This is a genomic window from Nonomuraea sp. NPDC050451 (assembly GCF_044458585.1).
Map to the genome: position 1 here is coordinate 15558 of NZ_JBITHZ010000002.1, position 16526 is coordinate 32083.

Genomic DNA, 16526 nt, shown 5'->3' on the forward strand with positions numbered 1-16526 from the left:
TGCTTGACAGACTCAAGCCTACCGCAAACCGAGCCGAGAGGGGACCTCCATGGCCGATGCCATCGAGAGCGCGCGGCCTTCCTGGGTCGACGACGGCCTGTTCCCGTACGAGAGCCGCTTCGTCGATATCGACGGGCACACCGTGCATTACGTCGACGAGGGGTCAGGTCCCACACTGCTGCTCCTGCACGGCAACCCGACCTGGTCGTTCCTCTGGCGCGACGTGATTCGCGCGCTGCGCGACGACTTCCGGTGCATCGCCCTCGACTACCCGGGCTTCGGGCTGTCGACGCCGAGGCTCGGCTACCGTTACCTGCCCGAGGAGCACGCAGAGGTGGTCACCGGGTTTGTCGACGCGCTCGGCCTCAAGGGGGTCACTCTGGTCGGGCAGGACTGGGGCGGCCCGATCGGCCTGGCTGCCGTGCTGCGGCGGCCGGGCGTCTTCGATCGGCTGGTGCTCGCCAACACCTGGGCATGGCCGGTCAAAGGCGTTCTCCACTTCGAGGCCTTCTCTCGCATCGTCGGCGGACTCCCGATCCGCTTCCTGGTCCGGCGGCTCAACCTCCTCGTCGACGCGTTCATCCCCACCGGCCACCGAAGGCGGAAGCCGACCGCAGCCGAGATGACCCACTACCGCCGGGCGCTGGACACCCCGGAGCGGCGCCAGGCCTCCGCTGTACTCCCCGGCCGGATCCTCGCCAGCCGGGCCTTCTTCGCCGAGGTCGAGGCCGGCCTTACTGACCTCGCCCACCTGCCGACACTGATCGTGTGGGGTGACGCCGACATCGCCTTCCGTCCCCAGGAGCGCGAGCGTCTGGAAGCGGCCTTCCCCGAGCACGAGACCGTGATCGTCGAGGGCGCCGGCACCTACGTGGAGTCCGACGCGCCGGAGGAGTTCGTCGCCGCGATCCGCGACTGGGCAGCGACGCAGCCCGGAAACGCGAGTCGCATGGGTGAGACAGACCTATTGGACCACTCTCACCCGCACGGGTCGTGACGGCAGCGCGCAGCAAGACACGCCGTAGGCTCGGACAAGTCGAGGCCTTCCGGTCCGGCGAGCTTGGTCGCCACCGATCTTGAAGGCGTCGACGCCTCTCACACAGTCACCTCACCACCGCAGCTCGGAAAAGCCGGAAATCCACAGCTGGGACGAGACGGCCGTGCTCTACGACGCCCACCTGCCCAAGGGCGTCGTCAGGCTCGCCGAGTTCTTCACCCTCGACGACGGCACGATTCAGCGGCTGCGCATCCGGTACGAGCCCGCCGACCACCTTGCCAAAGGCGGCGGCTGACCAGGCCGGCCCCGCGGGTCCGCCCGGCCATCCTGCCGTCCACGCCTCGGGGCCGAGCGCGGTGCGCAGGCGGTCGATCTCGGTGGCGCGGGCGGTGAAGGCGCGGGTGTCGGCGAGCAGTTCGGCCGGAATGTACGGCTCGCTGACCGTGACCGGTTGGGCCGGCGTGGTCAGGTCGAGGACGGGATCCTTGACCAGGACGGCCTGGTGCAGGCGCCGTAGTTCGGCGCCGGGTTCGATGCCGAGCTCGGAGACCATGATCCTGCGGGTGTTCTGGTAGACGGCGAGCGCCTCGGACGGGCGGCCGGCACGGTGCAGGGCGAGCATGAGCTGGGCGGCGGGGCGCTCGCGTAGTGGATGGGCCCGCACGTGTACGGCCAGGTCGGCGGCCACCGCGTGGTGGTCGCCGGCGGCGAGGCGGAGATCGGCGTGGTCTTCCAGGACGGTCCGGTGCTCTTCTTCCAGGCGGGTGGCTTCGATTCGTGCCCAGGGGTCGGTCAGTCCGGCCAGTGGTTCGCCTCGCCACTACTGCAGGGCTGTGCGGAACAAGGCGTCCGCGGCGGCACCGCCCCCTTGTGTCCGGGCGGTACGGGCGCGTTTGGTCAGGCGGGTGAACAAGTGGGCGTCGACGTGGTCGGGTTCGAGCGCGAGCCGGTAGCCGCCGGGCACGGTATGGATGATCTCTTCGGTGGTGTGAGGTCCGAGGGTTTCGCGGAGTTTGGAGATCACGATGTGCATCAGACTCGCCAGGGTGCCGATCACCAGGGGAGACCACGGCAGGATCGGCCCACGGCGAGTGTGCCGGCATGCGTTTACGCAACCCGCCGACGCGGCGACATAGAGCAGCAAGTCCCCACGCCCATAGGCGGCACCCACCTGCACGCCGATCGGCAAGCTCATCGGCTGCTCGATAGCTGCTCGTACGGGTCCGATCGTCGGAAATGGACCGACAACGTCACTGGAAACAGAAAGGCAGGTCCCCATAGTCCCAGGTCCGCCGAGGTTTCCAGCGGACCTGGGACCTTTCACGGATGGCCGCCCACCGAGGGTGCCTCGACGGCGTGGGCGGCCGGCCGGGTCTCGTCAGCCGACGGCGTAGGCGCGGGTGATCGTTTGGGCGACGCGGCCGCCGGCGGCGTCCGTCGCTGTGGCGCGGAGCGAGACGAATCCCGGGGTGCGGGGGTTGGGGAGCAGCGCCGTCCAGCCGGTGGCGCCGGGGAGCACGGGGATCCGGCGCCAGGTCGCGCCGTCGTCGGCGGACATCTCCAGGGTCAGTGACCGCACCGCGGCCTTGGCGGCTCCGGGGTTCCGCTCGATCCAGATGGGGACCCGGGTCACGGATCCCGGACGGGCGCGGTTGGAGTCGTCGAGGCCGGTCGGCGCGTAGCGTACCGCCATCAAAGGCAGGGGCGACGGTTTCGCCATGCCGGCCGAGCGGAAGGTCCAGACGGCGTCCACCGCCGTGGTGAGGGCCGCCTGCCTGCGTACCGACGCGGTCAGCGTGTAGGTGTCCGCGGCCTCCGGGAGCCGCGCCGACAGCAGGCATTTGCCCGATTCAGCGGGAGCGCAGCCGGTCACGTCGGCTTTCGCGATCACCTCGCCGTTCCTGGCGAGGGTGAGGGCGCCGGTGGCCGCGGCGTCGGCGCCGCTCCGCCCGGCAACGCCGTCGCTGAACAACTGCGCGGCCGAGACGCTCAGCTCGTTGCCGGTACGCTCGCCGCCGGCGGCGGCGAACCCGGGCCCGGTGACCGCGGCGTTCCACACCTCGCGTACCGGTCCCCGATCCAGGCGGCCGCTGGTGCCGGTCAGCGTGGCGGTGCCGGCCTGGAGCTCGCTGTCCCAGACGAATCCCGGGGTCCGGTAGTGCGTCATGGCGCCGGGGAGATCGACGGCGGGCGACGGGACCGTGAAGGCCCAGTCCATACCAGGCATACGGGGTCCAGTGGCCGCCACGCCCTGGCCCGGCACGCCCGAGGCGCGGTACGTCTCGCTCACCTTCACCAGGTCTGCCGTCCGCGCCGTGTAAGCAGGGTCGTCCGGGATGCCGCCGACCCGGTAGTCGACCAGGTCGTACCGGTAGGGGCTGGGCGAGGCGTCCTTCTTGTGCCAGACGGTGCTGGTCATGTAGCGCAGCTCGGGCTGGCGTACGGGGAGCACGAAGAAGTTCCGGCCAGGGTCCCCGACGGCCATCCAGCCGAAGTACCAGGTCCCGTTGGCCAGGGTGAGACCCTGGATCTGCTCCGGCACGGCGGTCGGATCGTCCACCGAGAACCGGATCTGCTTGGCCTGGCGCGCGTCCAGCACCACCTTCTGATCGCCGTCACCGACGTCGACCGGGACGTGCGCGGTCGTGGCGGCGGTGGCTTCGTACACGTCCGCATAGAGGTTCCAGCGGCCCTTGGGCAGGCGGACCTTGGCCGTTCCGCGCTCGAACGTGATGAGTTGGGAACCGCCGGTGTCGAGGTTGTAGAACTCGCCGAAACCCGAGGCGGGGCGTCCTTCCCGGGTGATGGCGGTGACGGTCACGTCGGCCGATTCCGGCTCCACGTACGCGCCGGCCAGGGTGCGGATGACGGTGTCGCCCGACGTGGCGGTGACGACGCCGGTGTGCTCACCGGTGCTCTTGCCCTCGGCGTCGATGGTGAGCGTGACCTGCGCCTGCCCTCCCGCCGGCACCTGCAGCCGGTCCGTGGACAGTTTCAGCACGTCGCCCGTGACGGCGAGGTCCAGGGTGACGAGGGAGTCGCCGGAGTTGGCGTAGGTGAGGGTCCTGGTCGTCTGCCGGCCATCCGTGCCGCCCCAGGGGAAGGCGGCCCAGGTGGTGGCCGGTACGGCGACGACCGGCTGTGCCAGCGCGCGGACCAGGTCCACCCGCCCGCCGCCCTGGTCGAAAGGTGTGGCGCCCGAGGTGGGGGCGGCGCTGCCGATCAGGGCGGCCTTGAGCCGTTCACCGGTCCAGCCGGGGTGCCGCTGGGCGAGGATCGCGGCGGCCCCCGCCACGTGCGGCGCGGCCATCGAGGTGCCGTTGTGCGCGATGTAACCGCCGCCGACGGCCGCCGCCGTGATGTCGACACCGGGGGCGGTGATCTCCGGCTTGATCGCGTGGTCACCCAGCCGGGGACCGCGGCTGGAGAACCCGGCCGGCTGGTCCGTACGATCCACCGCGCCGACGGTCAGGGCCGCGTCGGCGCTTCCCGGGCTGCTCACGGTGACCGGACCGCCGTTGTTGCCCGCGGCCACGACGAACAACGCGCCGGTCCGCGCCGAAAGCGTGTTGATCGCCTGTTCCATCGGATCGAGCTCCAGCGTGTCGGGCCCGCCGATGCTCATGTTGATGATCTTCGCTTTGACCTCGGTGGCCGCCCACTCCATGCCCGCCAGCAAGGCGGAGTCGGTGATGCCCTCGGCGCCGCCGACCTTGCCGACGGCGAGCCTGGCCCCAGGCGCCACGCCGCGGTACTTCTCCCCGGCGCCCGCGATGATCGAGGCGACGTGCGTGCCGTGGCCGAACGTGTCGCGCGGATCGGAGTCGCCGGTGAAGCTGCGCGCCTGCGTGACCACGTTCTTGAGGTCCGGATGGTCGGGGTCGTAGCCGCTGTCGAGGACGGCGACCGTGACGCCCTCTCCGGTCATCCCCTGCTTCCACGCCTCGGTGGCGCCGATCTGCTTGACGCTCTGGTCGAGGGTGAACGAGCGGCGCCCGTCCAGCCAGATCCTCTTCTTGCCCGCGGCCGGCGTCCGGGACTGGTTGATCAGGTCCTTCCAGGACTCTCCCGCGCCCTTCTTGGGCAGCCGCAGGGCGGTCATCCCGAGCGCGGTGAGTCGCGCGGTCTGCTGCGCGGCCTTCAGCGGCGACGCCGGATCCGCGCCCGTCTGGGTGATGAGCGGGATGTCCGCCCTGTCCGCGTCGCCCATCCGCCACCGAAGGAGCTGGGTGACGTCGAACAGGCGCCTGTCCAGAACGCCCGCGGCCACCAGCGGCATCGCGTCGGAAGGGATCACGTGGAGGTGTCCGTCGCGGTGTTGCGTGAAGTACCTCACCTGCCGGCCCGGTCCGGGCTCCACCCGGTGGCCGCGGCCCGTCACGACGACGCGATCGCCGGTCAGGAGGGTGACGCTGCCGGCCTCTTGCGCGGCGCTCGCGCGGTCCCCGGGAACAGGCTGCTGAACGGCCGCCAGCCCGACCGTCCCGGCCATAACCGCGGCCATCAGCCCACTGCCTAAGCTCATGTCCTACCTTTCGGTGGTCAAAGATGATCTGTGCCCAGCCGTTGCCCGGCGGACGGCATGGTCCGCCGGGCAACGGTGCTCAGAGCGCGAAGTCCAGCGCGAACTCCTGGTACACCCGCTCCTCGATCGCCCGCGCCCGGGGCGCGTACCCCGGGTAGAAGGCCTTGCCGCACTCCAGGTCGGCCAGCGCGGCCTTCACCTCCTTGGCCAGGTACGGCCGGGCCTGCTCGGGAGTGAGGCCGGGCAGCGCGGCAGATCCCTCGGGGAGTGAGCCCTTGCTCTGGGTCCTGGCGACCTCGGTGGCCTCCTCGGCGAACTTGGCCCGTCCCCGGGCGGCCAGCACCGTCGGCCTGGTCTCGGCGATCTTCAGGCAGCCGCCGAACTCCTTGCCCAGCGCGGCCAGCTTCGGGTCGGTGTCGAGCTCGCGCAGCCCCTTGGCCAGCGCCGAGTTGACGTCGGCGAGGAAGCCGGCCTGCGAGGTCACCGTCTTGCCCAGCACGCTCTTGACGGCCTTGGCGAAGCACTTGTCGTCCGCCGCCCGCCAGGCCTTGAGGTCCTTGGCCGACAGCGACATGAGGAGCTTGTTGTTCCTGCTCTCCCCCATGTCCCGGTCGACCGCGGGGTCGCCGGGGAAGACGAGCCTGGACCAGACGCCGAAGCCGTACTTGGCGCGGTAGGCCCGCAGCGCCTCGTGGTCGCCGGCGAGCCGGGCGCGCTCCTCCTTCGTGCGGTCGCGCTTGATGACCTTCTCCGGCAGGTACGTGAGCCCCTGCTCCTTCATGCAGGCGGCCCGCGTCGACTCGATCTTGGCCTTGTTCTCGTACGCGGCCTCGGTCCCCGGCGTGGCCGTGGCCAGGCCGCCGAACGAGGTCGCGAGCAGGGCGGCAGCGACCGCCTTGGCAACGAACATGATGATTTCCCTTCGTTATCCGGACATGCGAAACAGAACTCCCGGCGCAAGAGGCGCCGGATCGGGGAAGGTCTCAGCAGGGGATGCGCAGCCGCGACGCCTTGGGCGCCACCTCCGGCAGGGCAGTGACCAGATCGACGGCCAGCACGGCGGTGCCCGTCACCGTCCCCTTGCGGGAGGTGTAGACGCCCTCGGGCATCTTGACCTGGATGTCCCTGGTGTTCACCGTGCGTTCGCCCAGGTAGTGGTAGGTCCGCCGATCGAAGATCAGCTCGGAGCGGCGGCCGTCGCCCGCGTCCATGGTCACGGCGACGCCCGGCCGGCCCGCCGCGTCCACGGCATCGCCGATCAGGCGGATGCCCTTCAGCTCGGACGCCACCTGGAAGAGCGCGGCACTCAGGCTCGGACGCACCACCGACTCCGCGACCAGTTGCTGGAGCTCGGCCCACATCCGCACTGGGTCCCGGCCGGTCCGGGCCGCGAGCTTCGCGCGTACCGCTTCGACGTCGGTGGGCCAGGTGCCCAGCCGCACGTAAGCGCGCTGCCCGGGGCAGGACGACTCGTACAGGGTGTCCTCGGCGCCTCTGTCCCACAGCCACCGGGGCACCGGATCGCCTGTGACGGACTCGGCCCGCTCCCGGAGCAGCCAGGGTTTGCCGGGGTCCGCGGGCTCCCAGCGCTCCTCGACCCCCGTCACCACGTAACCCAGCACCGGCCCGCCCGACGGGTCGCGCGTGTTGCGCAAGTCCTGGACCCGCCTCTTCGTGTGCACGTACTGGCCGGGCCCGGGCACCAGGTCCCGCTGATCGGCGGCGGCCCGGGCGGCAAGCTCCAGCACCGACTGGGCGTTGGCCGGAGGGGCACCCGGCCCGCCCAGGACCACCTGCGTCGCGATGATCACAGCGGTGAGCGCCGTCGCCAGCACGCCGACGGCGGCCAGCCGGAAGGCGTACCGGCGCCTCGTCGGAGTGCGCGGTCGTGCGCGCCGGCCCGGCGGGGCCGCCGCACGGGCCAGCAGCGCGACGCGGGCGGCGGCCAGGTCACGCTCGGTGGCCTCGGGCGTGTCCGCCCACAGGCGGTCGAGCTCCGCCATCTCATCCATGATCGGTTCCCTCCAGGGTCTGGCGGACCTTCTTGCGCGCCCGGTTGAGCCGCGAGCGGACCGTCCCGACCGGGATGTCCAGCGCGACGGCCACTTCCTCGTATGTCAGCCCGACCCACGCCACCAGCAACAACGCGTCCCGGTCCCCGGTGCGCAGCCGGGCCAGCGCCGCGACCAGCGGCCGGTTGACCGCCAGCGTCGCGACGCCGTCCTCGACCAGGCCGCCGCCGATCTCCGCCGGGTCCAGGCCGCCGCGCGCGTACGCCCGGTACCTGGCCAGCTCCCGGCGGTGCCGCTTGCCGATCACGTTCGAGGCGATCCCGTACAGCCAGGGCCGGGCGTCGGCCTGGCCGGGCTGATAGCGGTGCCGGTGCTCGAAGGCCGCCAGGAACGTCTCCGACACCACGTCCTCGGCCGCGTCGGCGCCCAGCCTCCGGGCGGCGTAGCGGTGCAGCGCGGGGGCATGACGGTCGAACAGCACGGCGAACACCTCGGGCTCCTGCCAGGACCTGCGGATCAGGTCCGGGTCGGCGGCCTCGGCCGTCGCCGGTTCTGCCATGAAACGGTCAGCTCCTTCATGCGGTGCCTTCCTTGGTGGGCACGGTCGCCTGTACTTACCGCCACGGCACGAAAGAGTTCACGGACGATTCGGACGAGAAGCCGGCTGCTCCGGCTGGGTGCCGGCCCTGACGACGGTCGCGCGGGAGAAGGCCAGGCGTTCAGAGCGCGTCGAGGCGGAGATCCTCGTTGAGTATCGCGTAGCGGATCCTCGGCGAGCGCGGCCCGCAGGTGGGCGATCGCCTCGTCCAGCAGCTGAGCGCCTGCTCCAGAAGTTCGGCAGCCTCCGCGGGCCGGTCCGCCTCGAAGGCCCGCCGCCCGGCTCCGGCGAGAGTGGTGAAGCGGGTGGCGTCCACGTCGGCGGCAGCGGTGATCCGGTAGCCATGGGGAACCGACTCGATCGCGGCCCCTGGGCCGAGGAGCGTCCTGAGGTCGCTGATGTAAGCGGTCCGTGTACAGCGAGGTGAAGTATCTGCCGCAGGCGCTGGACATCTCCGTGTTCGAGCGCTGAGCGGACTCGGGCGGTGGGCGCCTCCCGCCGCCCGAGGATGCGATCATCCAAGGACACGCCCCCGGCCTCGCCGAGGGCACCATCAACCCCGTCGTCGGCTCCGGAACCCTCATCACCTTGCCATCCTCACCCGGAGCACGGCCGCCCTCCTGCGGGACCGGCCGGCAGAATGCGGTGACATCCCGGCGGCCTGTTCCCTCCGTTCACCCCGCGCGCAGCGAGCAGGCCCAGACGGACAGACCCACTGCCCACGACTTCCGCCGTACCTTCATCGGCGATTTGCTGGACGCCGGCGTCGACCTGGCAACCGAGTGACCACGGCATTGCGCTGGGCCCGCCCGGCCGCGGTGGCCGGCGACGGCGCCCGGCACTTCTTCGAGCACCTGCTCGGCGGGCAGCGCCTGCAGGGCGGCCTGGAACGGGCGTGAGCGTCCGGGAACAGCCGCTGTGCCCGCTCGTCCCTGGCGGTCAGTCGTCGAGTTTGGCCGCCTGCATGGAGGTCAGCCGGTGCACATAGAGAGCGGCGACGACCGCTGTCGGCACAACCAGCACGTGCAGGGTCAGACTGATCCAGGTCAGCGGCTCGAACACGTACCAGCGGGTGGACGCTTCATCGGAGCCCGTTCGGAGGTGTTTCACCTCCATCATCTCCGTCCATGGGGTCCAGAAGAGGGGCCAGGTGAGGAAGGTGGCCAGCCAGACGAACCACCAGGCGTGCAGGAGACCGGCGGGGGCCATACCGCCGCCCCTGCCGGGCAGGCTGGAAGCATGCCAGACGTCGTTCGCGATCTGCTTGGGAAGGAAGACGTTTCCCACCGGGATGAACCAGCCGACCACCGCCATGAACGGGCGGTACCGCAGTTGCCCGGGCGCGAGCCGCTCGGCGACGGTGCGTACCCGGGCGAACCAGATCAGCCAGCCCACCACCAGCCCCACCCCGAAGAGGGCCTGGGCGCCCGTCAGGGCGTAGGCGGTTTCCTCCATTTCTGTCCGGTTACCCCACCATGTGGAGTATCCGAGGTGCCGGTCTGTCGGGTCGGCGGCGACAATGAGCTGCTGGACGGCCGTGAGTACGGAGGCCAGGGCGAACAGGGCGAGGAGCCAGTAGACAGCCGCTCGGTACCCGTCGGCCGGGAGCGTCCGACCGCGCGCCCGGCGGCGTTCGTCGACCAGCCGGGGCCGCGGCGCCATCGGCTGCCCGGCCCGGACAGCCTGCTGATGCGGTTGGTTGCCGGTGGCGGCGGCCTCGGGGTCGGCGACGGACATGGTGAGCCGGGCAGTGGGTGGTTGCGGCGAGCCGGTCAGGGCCGCGGCCGTCGCCTCGGCGGCCTGGGCCGCGCCGGGTGCGGCACCCGCGGCGAGGATCATCCGGGTACGCGGATCCTCCTGGTCGAGAAGCTGCACCGCTTCCTGGCCCAGCCTGGCCAGCACCTCCGACGGCAACCACGGCCCCAGCAGGCGGTACTGCGTCTCTTCTCGTTCCCGTAGCCGGGCCAGGGTCGGACGGTCGGCCGGGTCCTTGGCCAGGCAGTCCTTGATCAACCCCAGCAGCGGCTCCGGCACGCCGGTGAGGTCCGGCGGCTCGTGCACCACCCGGTACATCAGGGCGTGTAACTGGCTCTCCGGCGCGTCGAACGGCAGCCGCCCGGCGGCGGCGAAGGCCAGCACCGTGCCGAGCGAGAAGATGTCACTCGCCTCGGTCAGGCTCTCGCCCCGGATCTGTTCCGGTGACATGAAGCCGGGCGAGCCGATCACCGCCCCGGTGGAGGTCAGGCCCCCGGTGGTGGAGGCATCCAAGGCGCGGACGATGCCGAAGTCGATCACCTTCGGCCCGTCGATGGTCACCATCACGTTCGACGGCTTCAGATCGCGGTGGATGAGCCCGGCGGCGTGGATGTCGCCCAGCGCCCGGCACAACCCTGAGGCCAAGCCGCGTACCGAATGCTCTGGCAGCGGCCCGCGCTGCTCCGCCACTACCTGCTGCAGCGTCGGCCCTGCGACGTACGCCGTGGCCACCCAGGGCAATGCCGCCTCCGGGTCGGCGGCCAGCACGGCGGCCGTCCAATCCCCGCCGACCTGCTGGGCCACGGCGACCTCCCTGGCGAACCGCCGGCGGAAATCCGGGGCCGCCGCCAGCTCGGCGCGGATGGTCTTCACCGCCACCATCCGGCCGCGTGGCGACCGGGCGAGGTAGACCACTCCCATGCCGCCTTCCCCAAGCCTGCCGATGAGCCGGTAGTCGGCGATCCGGTCGGGGTCCTGCTCTTGCAGCGGCTGCACAGCTGGCGGCTCCCTCTCCTCAAGTATCGTCCGGCGGATCAAGACTAGCCTCGGCTCTTCCCCGTCCCACCACGACGGCGGGCTGAGTAACACCGGGGGCTCGGGCTTCACCTCCATCTCCAGGTCACCGTCCTCTTGGCGTCATCCGCGCCACCGATGACGCCGGCGCGGATGCGCTCCGGCAGCGGTGAGGTCGGCGATTCGGAGGCGGATCGTTGTGTCTGCACGCGTCCAGGATCCCGCGCTCGCCGGCCCAGGCAACAGGCCGCTGATCGTCCCTGGGCGGGCACACGGGCAGCCCGCCTTGGCGCGCGAACTCGACCGCCCGGCGCCGGAACTCAACAGGTAGCGCAGGAAGGGATCGATGCGCGAGCCGCGCCACCACCGGCCTAACCACTACTCGACCTGCTCCGGATTGCGCCTGGCTCAGTTCGGCTCGACCGCGGATACCTCGATCTCCACTTTCGTTCGAGGGTCGAGCAGCCCTGATACCTCAGCTCTGGCCACCAGCTCTGCGTCAGCAATGTCGGTGACATACGTAACGGTCCGTACCACTGCGGTCATGCTCGAACCCGCGTCCTGCTGGTACGCGTCGGCTCCATCAAGATGCGGCGGCTGGGCGGTCGTACCTGAGACCTGCACCTGGTCTGCGATTCGGACGGCTCGGCGTGCGACAACCGCTCCGCTCACCATTGTCGGAGTATCCCCCTGCACCCGCCGCCCGATTTTCCGAGGCGAACCGCCGGTACGTCCACGCCGTCAAGGCTGCCGGTGAACAGGCGCTCAACGTCGCCCGGATGCGGATGCTCGGCGCCGAGGTCATCCTGGTGACGTCCCGCTCTCGGACTCTCAAGGACGCCATCCGCGGGGCGTTCAGAAACTGGGTCGCGAACGTCGAGCGAACGCGCCATCCCTTCGGCACGGCCGCGGGGCCGCATCCCTTCCCCGCCATGGTGCGCGACTTCCACCGCGTCATCGGCCTGGAGGCCCGTCGCCAGATCCTGGAGCGGACCGGGCGGCTGCCGGACGCGGCCATCGCTGCGTCGGCGGCGGGTCGGACGCACTCGGTCTCTTCCATGGCTTCCTGCCCGACGGCGGCGTACATCTCATCGGTTGCGAGCGCGCCGGACGCGGCGTGGAGAGCGGTGAGCATGCGGCCTCGCTGTCTGCGGGCATGCCGGGCATCAGCGCTCGCGCTGACGCGTGTGCCGGGCCGCTTGGTCGGCACAGATTCGGCGCGTAGGTAAGCGGCCCGCTTTCGGGCAAGAGGCTCAGCGCGGCGATGGCAGTACGGATAGCTCGCAGGCGTAAGCGTCAGCTGGTGCGCTCAGCGCCCAGAGGATCATCGCGGCCAGCGTCTCCGGCTGGATGCACGCCTCGGGATCGTATGGGCGGCCGAAGGTGCTTCTGACCTCAGCCAGCAAGTCGGTCGCCGTCGCTGCGGGATAGACCGTGGTGACGCGTATCCCATGGGCGGCCTCCTCCTCACGTAGTGAATCGGCCAGTTCCCGCAGCGCCGCCTTACTGGCGACGAATGCCGACCAGCGGGGGACACCGGTCATTCCGGGTGAGGCGTTGACGAAGATCACATGGCCTTGGGAGCGCCGCAACGCGGGCAGCGTCAGCCGTACCAGCTCGGCGGCGGAGGCCACGTTCACCGCCATTGTCCGCCGCCACGTCTCGGGGTCGGCCTCGGCGACGGCTTCGATGGGCGAGATACCCGCGCAATACACCAGCGCCTGTAAATCCCCAAGATCCCCTGCATTTTCCAGCGCTTCCACGGCGGCGGCCAGCGTCCCCGGTTCGGCCAGATCCGCCTCGATCCCCCGCACGTCAAGCCGCCCGACGTCGCGCCCCACGGCGGTCACCCGATGCCCAGCCTCTACGAGCGTGCCGACCAGCGCCGTCCCGATCCCTCCGGTAGCCCCGGTCACCAGCACATTTCCCATGACCACTCCCTTTCCCGCGCGCAGCACCTGATCATCGCTCGGAGGCGGCACACAACATCGTGCGCCTCTGTCCGTACCTGGCTCTGCACTTCTTGTTGTACCGGGCCCTACTGAGCGATCATGGTGACAATAGCTTCAAGCAGCTCCTGGATCTGTCCAGTGACCGTACGGTCCCGCGAGGAGCACGCAAGCTGTCGGGCATCCCGGTTCCGATCCAGCCAGATCACGCTTCAACCGGTGTCGGTCGCGGGCCTGGTCGTCGGTAGAGCCCGAGATCGTACTGTGGTCGACGCGGCGGGCGCAGGCGGGCAGGGGCCTGGCGAGGTTCGTCGGACGGTGGTAGGCGTGGCTGTTCGTCCCGCTGCTCACACTGGAGGGCGTGAGCCGCACGCGGTCGGCGCTTCCTTGCGGCTGCGATGCGTAGGTGCGCTCCTGCTCGCTGATGTCCTGATCGGAAATGGGCATCTGCCGAAGCTGTGGTGATTTCGGGAAGCGAACTTTGATGCGCTCGACCCCTGGTTCGGCCGAGGGTGGGACAGGGATCAGACCGGGGGATCCCTCATGGCGGAACCCGCCCGTCGGCGGAAGGCTGGGGATCATGAACATCAAGCGTCTCGTCACCGCAGCGGCCCTTACCAGCATCGCCATTGCGACCCCGGCCTGGGCCGCCGACCAGCCCAAGCAGCTTCAGCGCGACGCCGACGCGCTCAAGGACACCGGGGCCACCGGCGTCCTGGCCGCGGCCACAACCCCTAGTGGTACCTCGGCCGCTCGCAGCGGCGTGGCCGACCTGAAGACCGGCGAGCCCGTCCCGTGGAACGCTTACTATCGGATCGGCAGCACCACCAAGACGTTCGTGGCGGCGATCGCCCTGCAGCTCGTGGGTGAGGGCAAGCTGCGGCTGGACGACACCGTCGAGCGATGGCTGCCCGGACTGGTGGAGGGCAACGGCAACGACGGGGCGAAGATCACGGTGCGGCAGTTGCTCGGGCAGACCAGCGGCCTGCCCGAGTATGCCGATGACGTCCCGCTGGAGCGAGTGACCAGCGAGGCAGGATTCCGGCGCGAGCGGTTCCGCGTCTACCAGCCCGAAGAGTTCGTGGCGATGGCCATGCGGCACAAGCCGGCGTTCGAGCCGGGCAAGGGCTGGGCGTACTCCAACACCAACTACATCCTGGTGGGTATGATCATCGAGAAGGTGACTGGCACCCCCTGGCAGCAGCAGCTCCTGGAGCGCGTGATCGAGCCGCTGGGCTTGCGGCACACCTACGCGCCGGGTACGTCGCCGTTCCTGCCGCAGCCGCGTATGACGACGTACAAGCGGTTCACGGCGGATGGGCCGATGGTGGACGTGACGACGTATTTCCCGGGCGGATCCGATCATTCGCTGGTCAGCACGCCGGACGACGTCAACCGGTTCTTCAGGGCGCTGCTCGGGGGCAGGTTGCTGCGCCCGGCCGAGCTGGCGGAGATGACGAAGACCGTGCCGGCCACTCCGTTCCAGGCGTTCTGGCGCGATGCCGGGTACGGTCTGGGGATCATGAAGCGGCGGCTGCCGTGCGGTGGGTGGGTCTGGTTCCACGGCGGGGGCGGTTGGAACGCCATCAGTGACAACGCCGTCACGGCCGACGGCCGCCGCGTCGCCTCCGTGGCGTACTCCAGCGCACTCCGCCCTGATCAGGACCCGCTTCCCCAGATCAAGGCCTCGACCTCCCTGATCGACCACGCTCTCTGCTAGACGTGCTGATCATGGGTACGACGCGGCGCACGCGCTCGCAGCCATTCTGGACGACTACGCGTGCGGGCGAGCGGTTGCAGGGCCAGTGGGACTTCTTCGTACAGAACACGCACCCGCGCACGATCCAGCCTGGCGGCGACACCGCGACCGTCCCAGCGGTGGCGGCTGAAGAACGGTGACCACGAGCCCGGTCTGGGTCAGGCAGCTGGTGAGCAGATGAGGCCGGTACTGGGTCTTCTTCAGCGTCCGTTTGACGATCCGGACGAGTCCAGGCCGGTCGGCGGCGGCGAAGTCGGCCAGGGCCCGGCGAAGTAGGGACCGGACGCCCTCGACGGGGTTCGGCTCGGGAGCGTAGGCGGATAACTGGACGATGCGCAGCCAGCACGAGCTCGTAGGCGTATGTCGGTACGCGGGCGGCGAGCAAGCGGTTGGTCTCGGTTGCCGGACTCGCCCAGAGGTGATCGGTCATGACGGACTGCATGGCGAGGCCCGCACGGCTCGTACCAGGTTCGCCGTACTTGTCCAGCGGGTAGCGGGCCAGCACCTTGGCGGCCCGTTCACCGAAGACGTTGTCCCTATCCCCCATGGGCGGCAACCACAGCGCGGCAAAGCACGTTCGTCACGATCGGGCGGGCCAGGCGAAGGAACACAAGTGATCATTCTGCCGCGATCGGCCGCCTTCGAGAGCCAAGGAGGAGCGAGCAAGCCGCATGACCGCGCCGATGACGTTATCGGCAGGAGGCTTGAAATAGGGTCATGGCCGGAAGTCAAGAATGGGCTATTCTCTGCCGTAAGAGAGAATTTCGGACTTGGCCGAAATCTGGAGCCCATGATGCGATTCCTTGCCATCATCCTGCTGCTGTTACCGCTGCTCCCAGCCCCTGCCTACGCCACCGACCTCCCCGGCGGCAAGGCCAACTACGTCGTCACCCTGGGCCGGCTGCGCGCCGACGTCCGGGACAACTGGGTGCGTCTGGGCACATACCAGTTCGCGACCGACGGCACCGTCACGGCGCGCACGTACCTGTGGCGGCAGACCGCGCCTGCCGCCCGCGAGGGCACTGGCACCACACCCGACCTCGACAGCTGCTCGACCGTCAGCGGCGCCGTCGGCCACACCCGCGCTCGCCACTGCGAGGTGCTGACGGCGGGCGGGTTCATGGGCTCCCCGTCCGAGTCGCGCACCGGGACCTTCAGCGTCGCCGGCGACGTCCTGAACATCACGTGGAACTTCGCCCAGGCCTGGTCCGAACAGTGGTACCTGCGGCCCAACAGCAACGGCACGCTCGTCCGGCTGGAAAGCAAGTACAACACCTTCGCCACCCACGCCTACGGCTACGGGAGCAACGCGGCGCTGTCCACGCGCCGGGCGATGAGCACCGTGCAAGCCTTCCCCGGGACGCTCAAGCAGGATCTCGCGTCCTGGACGAAGGGGAGCGTGACCACCTCGACCGGGCAGGTGTTCACCAACACGGCCTATCGCACGTGCACGACGACGACCTGGTGCCTGACCTACGCCCAGCCGTCGTCGGCGAGCGCGTGCCAGGCCGGCGGCGGCTGCCCCAACTACGGCGGCGGCACCGCCACCAATGACAGCTCGATCCAGTACTACCTGGTCAAGGTCTCCAGCGACGACCGGCGCGACACGCTCTGGCACTGGTGCACGTGCCTGGCCAGGGAGCGCGGCGAGTTCTGCTACACCGGCAACTCCCACGTCAAGCCGCTGCTGCAGATCGTCGACGACGACGGCGGCTTCCACGGCTGGGTGGGCGCCGAGGCATCCTTCTACCCTTCGGGCAGCGATCCGCGCTACTCCGACATGCTCGGTGTCCTCCGCCTCACCGATACCCGGTAGCCGCGGAAGACTCCGAACGGCAGGATCAGGTCACCGTTCCTGGCTGGGCCGACAGAAGGGTCTGAGTAGTAGCGCATCGCCCCGTCGGGCAATGGCCGAAG

12 protein-coding genes and 2 pseudogenes are annotated in these 16526 nt (G+C 70.1%); 4 read left to right on the forward strand and 10 right to left on the reverse strand.

All coding sequences use genetic code 11. The annotated features are described in order from the left end of the window. Positions 1-49 precede the first annotated feature (49 nt). Positions 50-997 carry an alpha/beta fold hydrolase gene (locus ACIBI9_RS06115; protein WP_397220852.1) on the forward strand — a complete coding sequence of 316 codons (948 nt, stop codon included), beginning with the start codon at positions 50-52 and terminating at the stop codon, positions 995-997. 106 nt (positions 998-1103) lie between these two features. Here the strand turns inward: ACIBI9_RS06115 and ACIBI9_RS06120 are convergent. From ACIBI9_RS06120 to ACIBI9_RS06160, 9 genes and pseudogenes are all read right to left on the reverse strand, one after another. Next, a pseudogene (locus tag ACIBI9_RS06120) lies at positions 1104-1805 on the reverse strand (AfsR/SARP family transcriptional regulator); the annotation flags it as partial. A 12-nt stretch (positions 1806-1817) separates the two neighbouring features. Then, positions 1818-2192: a hypothetical protein gene (locus ACIBI9_RS06125; RefSeq protein ID WP_397220853.1), complete on the reverse strand. Its 375-nt coding sequence runs from the start codon at positions 2190-2192 to the stop codon at positions 1818-1820. A 183-nt stretch (positions 2193-2375) separates the two neighbouring features. Next, a complete protein-coding gene (locus ACIBI9_RS06130) occupies positions 2376-5522 on the reverse strand; it encodes a S8 family serine peptidase (RefSeq protein WP_397220854.1) in 3147 nt (1048 codons plus the stop codon). A gap of 79 nt (positions 5523-5601) precedes the next feature. Beyond that, positions 5602-6432 (reverse strand): hypothetical protein, encoded by an 831-nt coding sequence (locus ACIBI9_RS06135; RefSeq protein WP_397220855.1) that lies wholly within the window; start codon positions 6430-6432, stop codon positions 5602-5604. 73 nt (positions 6433-6505) lie between these two features. Then, on the reverse strand, positions 6506-7534 hold the full coding sequence (locus ACIBI9_RS06140; RefSeq protein WP_397220856.1) for a CU044_5270 family protein: 1029 nt from the start codon (positions 7532-7534) through the stop codon (positions 6506-6508). After that, positions 7527-8093 carry an RNA polymerase sigma factor gene (locus tag ACIBI9_RS06145; protein WP_397220857.1) on the reverse strand — a complete coding sequence of 189 codons (567 nt, stop codon included), beginning with the start codon at positions 8091-8093 and terminating at the stop codon, positions 7527-7529. The genes ACIBI9_RS06140 and ACIBI9_RS06145 overlap by 8 nt, the downstream gene beginning before the upstream one ends. A gap of 160 nt (positions 8094-8253) precedes the next feature. Further along, positions 8254-8448 (reverse strand): BTAD domain-containing putative transcriptional regulator, encoded by a 195-nt coding sequence (locus ACIBI9_RS06150; RefSeq protein ID WP_397220858.1) that lies wholly within the window; start codon positions 8446-8448, stop codon positions 8254-8256. A 623-nt stretch (positions 8449-9071) separates the two neighbouring features. Next, the gene (locus ACIBI9_RS06155) at positions 9072-10883 is read right to left on the reverse strand and encodes a protein kinase (RefSeq protein WP_397220859.1); all 1812 of its coding nucleotides are present in this window, start codon (positions 10881-10883) and stop codon (positions 9072-9074) included. Positions 10884-11309: 426 nt separating this feature from the next. After that, positions 11310-11576, reverse strand: a complete 267-nt coding sequence (locus ACIBI9_RS06160) for a hypothetical protein (RefSeq protein WP_397221851.1) — start codon at positions 11574-11576, stop codon at positions 11310-11312. A gap of 83 nt (positions 11577-11659) precedes the next feature. Between ACIBI9_RS06160 and ACIBI9_RS06165 the strand changes: the two are divergent. Next, positions 11660-12069: pseudogene (locus tag ACIBI9_RS06165) on the forward strand (tryptophan synthase subunit beta); the annotation flags it as partial. Positions 12070-12154: 85 nt separating this feature from the next. Here ACIBI9_RS06165 and ACIBI9_RS06170 read toward each other — a convergent pair. Next, positions 12155-12832: an SDR family NAD(P)-dependent oxidoreductase gene (locus ACIBI9_RS06170; protein WP_397220860.1), complete on the reverse strand. Its 678-nt coding sequence runs from the start codon at positions 12830-12832 to the stop codon at positions 12155-12157. Positions 12833-13430: 598 nt separating this feature from the next. Here ACIBI9_RS06170 and ACIBI9_RS06175 point away from each other — a divergent pair. Next, positions 13431-14570: a serine hydrolase domain-containing protein gene (locus ACIBI9_RS06175; RefSeq protein ID WP_397220861.1), complete on the forward strand. Its 1140-nt coding sequence runs from the start codon at positions 13431-13433 to the stop codon at positions 14568-14570. A gap of 829 nt (positions 14571-15399) precedes the next feature. Then, complete coding sequence (locus ACIBI9_RS06180; protein ID WP_397220862.1) at positions 15400-16425, forward strand: hypothetical protein; 1026 nt, start codon at positions 15400-15402, stop codon at positions 16423-16425. Positions 16426-16526: the final 101 nt, after the last annotated feature.

What these genes read in the sequence shown, in the direction of transcription:
- ACIBI9_RS06170 (WP_397220860.1), bottom strand. Translation starts at nt 12,832, where the DNA reads ATGGGAAATGTGCTGGTGACCGGGGCTACCGGAGGGATCGGGACGGCG.
- ACIBI9_RS06175 (WP_397220861.1), top strand. Translation starts at nt 13,431, where the DNA reads ATGAACATCAAGCGTCTCGTCACCGCAGCGGCCCTTACCAGCATCGCC.
- ACIBI9_RS06135 (WP_397220855.1), bottom strand. Translation starts at nt 6,432, where the DNA reads ATGTTCGTTGCCAAGGCGGTCGCTGCCGCCCTGCTCGCGACCTCGTTC.
- ACIBI9_RS06125 (WP_397220853.1), bottom strand. Translation starts at nt 2,192, where the DNA reads ATGAGCTTGCCGATCGGCGTGCAGGTGGGTGCCGCCTATGGGCGTGGG.
- ACIBI9_RS06145 (WP_397220857.1), bottom strand. Translation starts at nt 8,093, where the DNA reads ATGGCAGAACCGGCGACGGCCGAGGCCGCCGACCCGGACCTGATCCGC.
- ACIBI9_RS06130 (WP_397220854.1), bottom strand. Translation starts at nt 5,522, where the DNA reads ATGAGCTTAGGCAGTGGGCTGATGGCCGCGGTTATGGCCGGGACGGTC.
- ACIBI9_RS06160 (WP_397221851.1), bottom strand. Translation starts at nt 11,576, where the DNA reads ATGGTGAGCGGAGCGGTTGTCGCACGCCGAGCCGTCCGAATCGCAGAC.
- ACIBI9_RS06180 (WP_397220862.1), top strand. Translation starts at nt 15,400, where the DNA reads ATGATGCGATTCCTTGCCATCATCCTGCTGCTGTTACCGCTGCTCCCA.
- ACIBI9_RS06140 (WP_397220856.1), bottom strand. Translation starts at nt 7,534, where the DNA reads ATGGATGAGATGGCGGAGCTCGACCGCCTGTGGGCGGACACGCCCGAG.
- ACIBI9_RS06115 (WP_397220852.1), top strand. Translation starts at nt 50, where the DNA reads ATGGCCGATGCCATCGAGAGCGCGCGGCCTTCCTGGGTCGACGACGGC.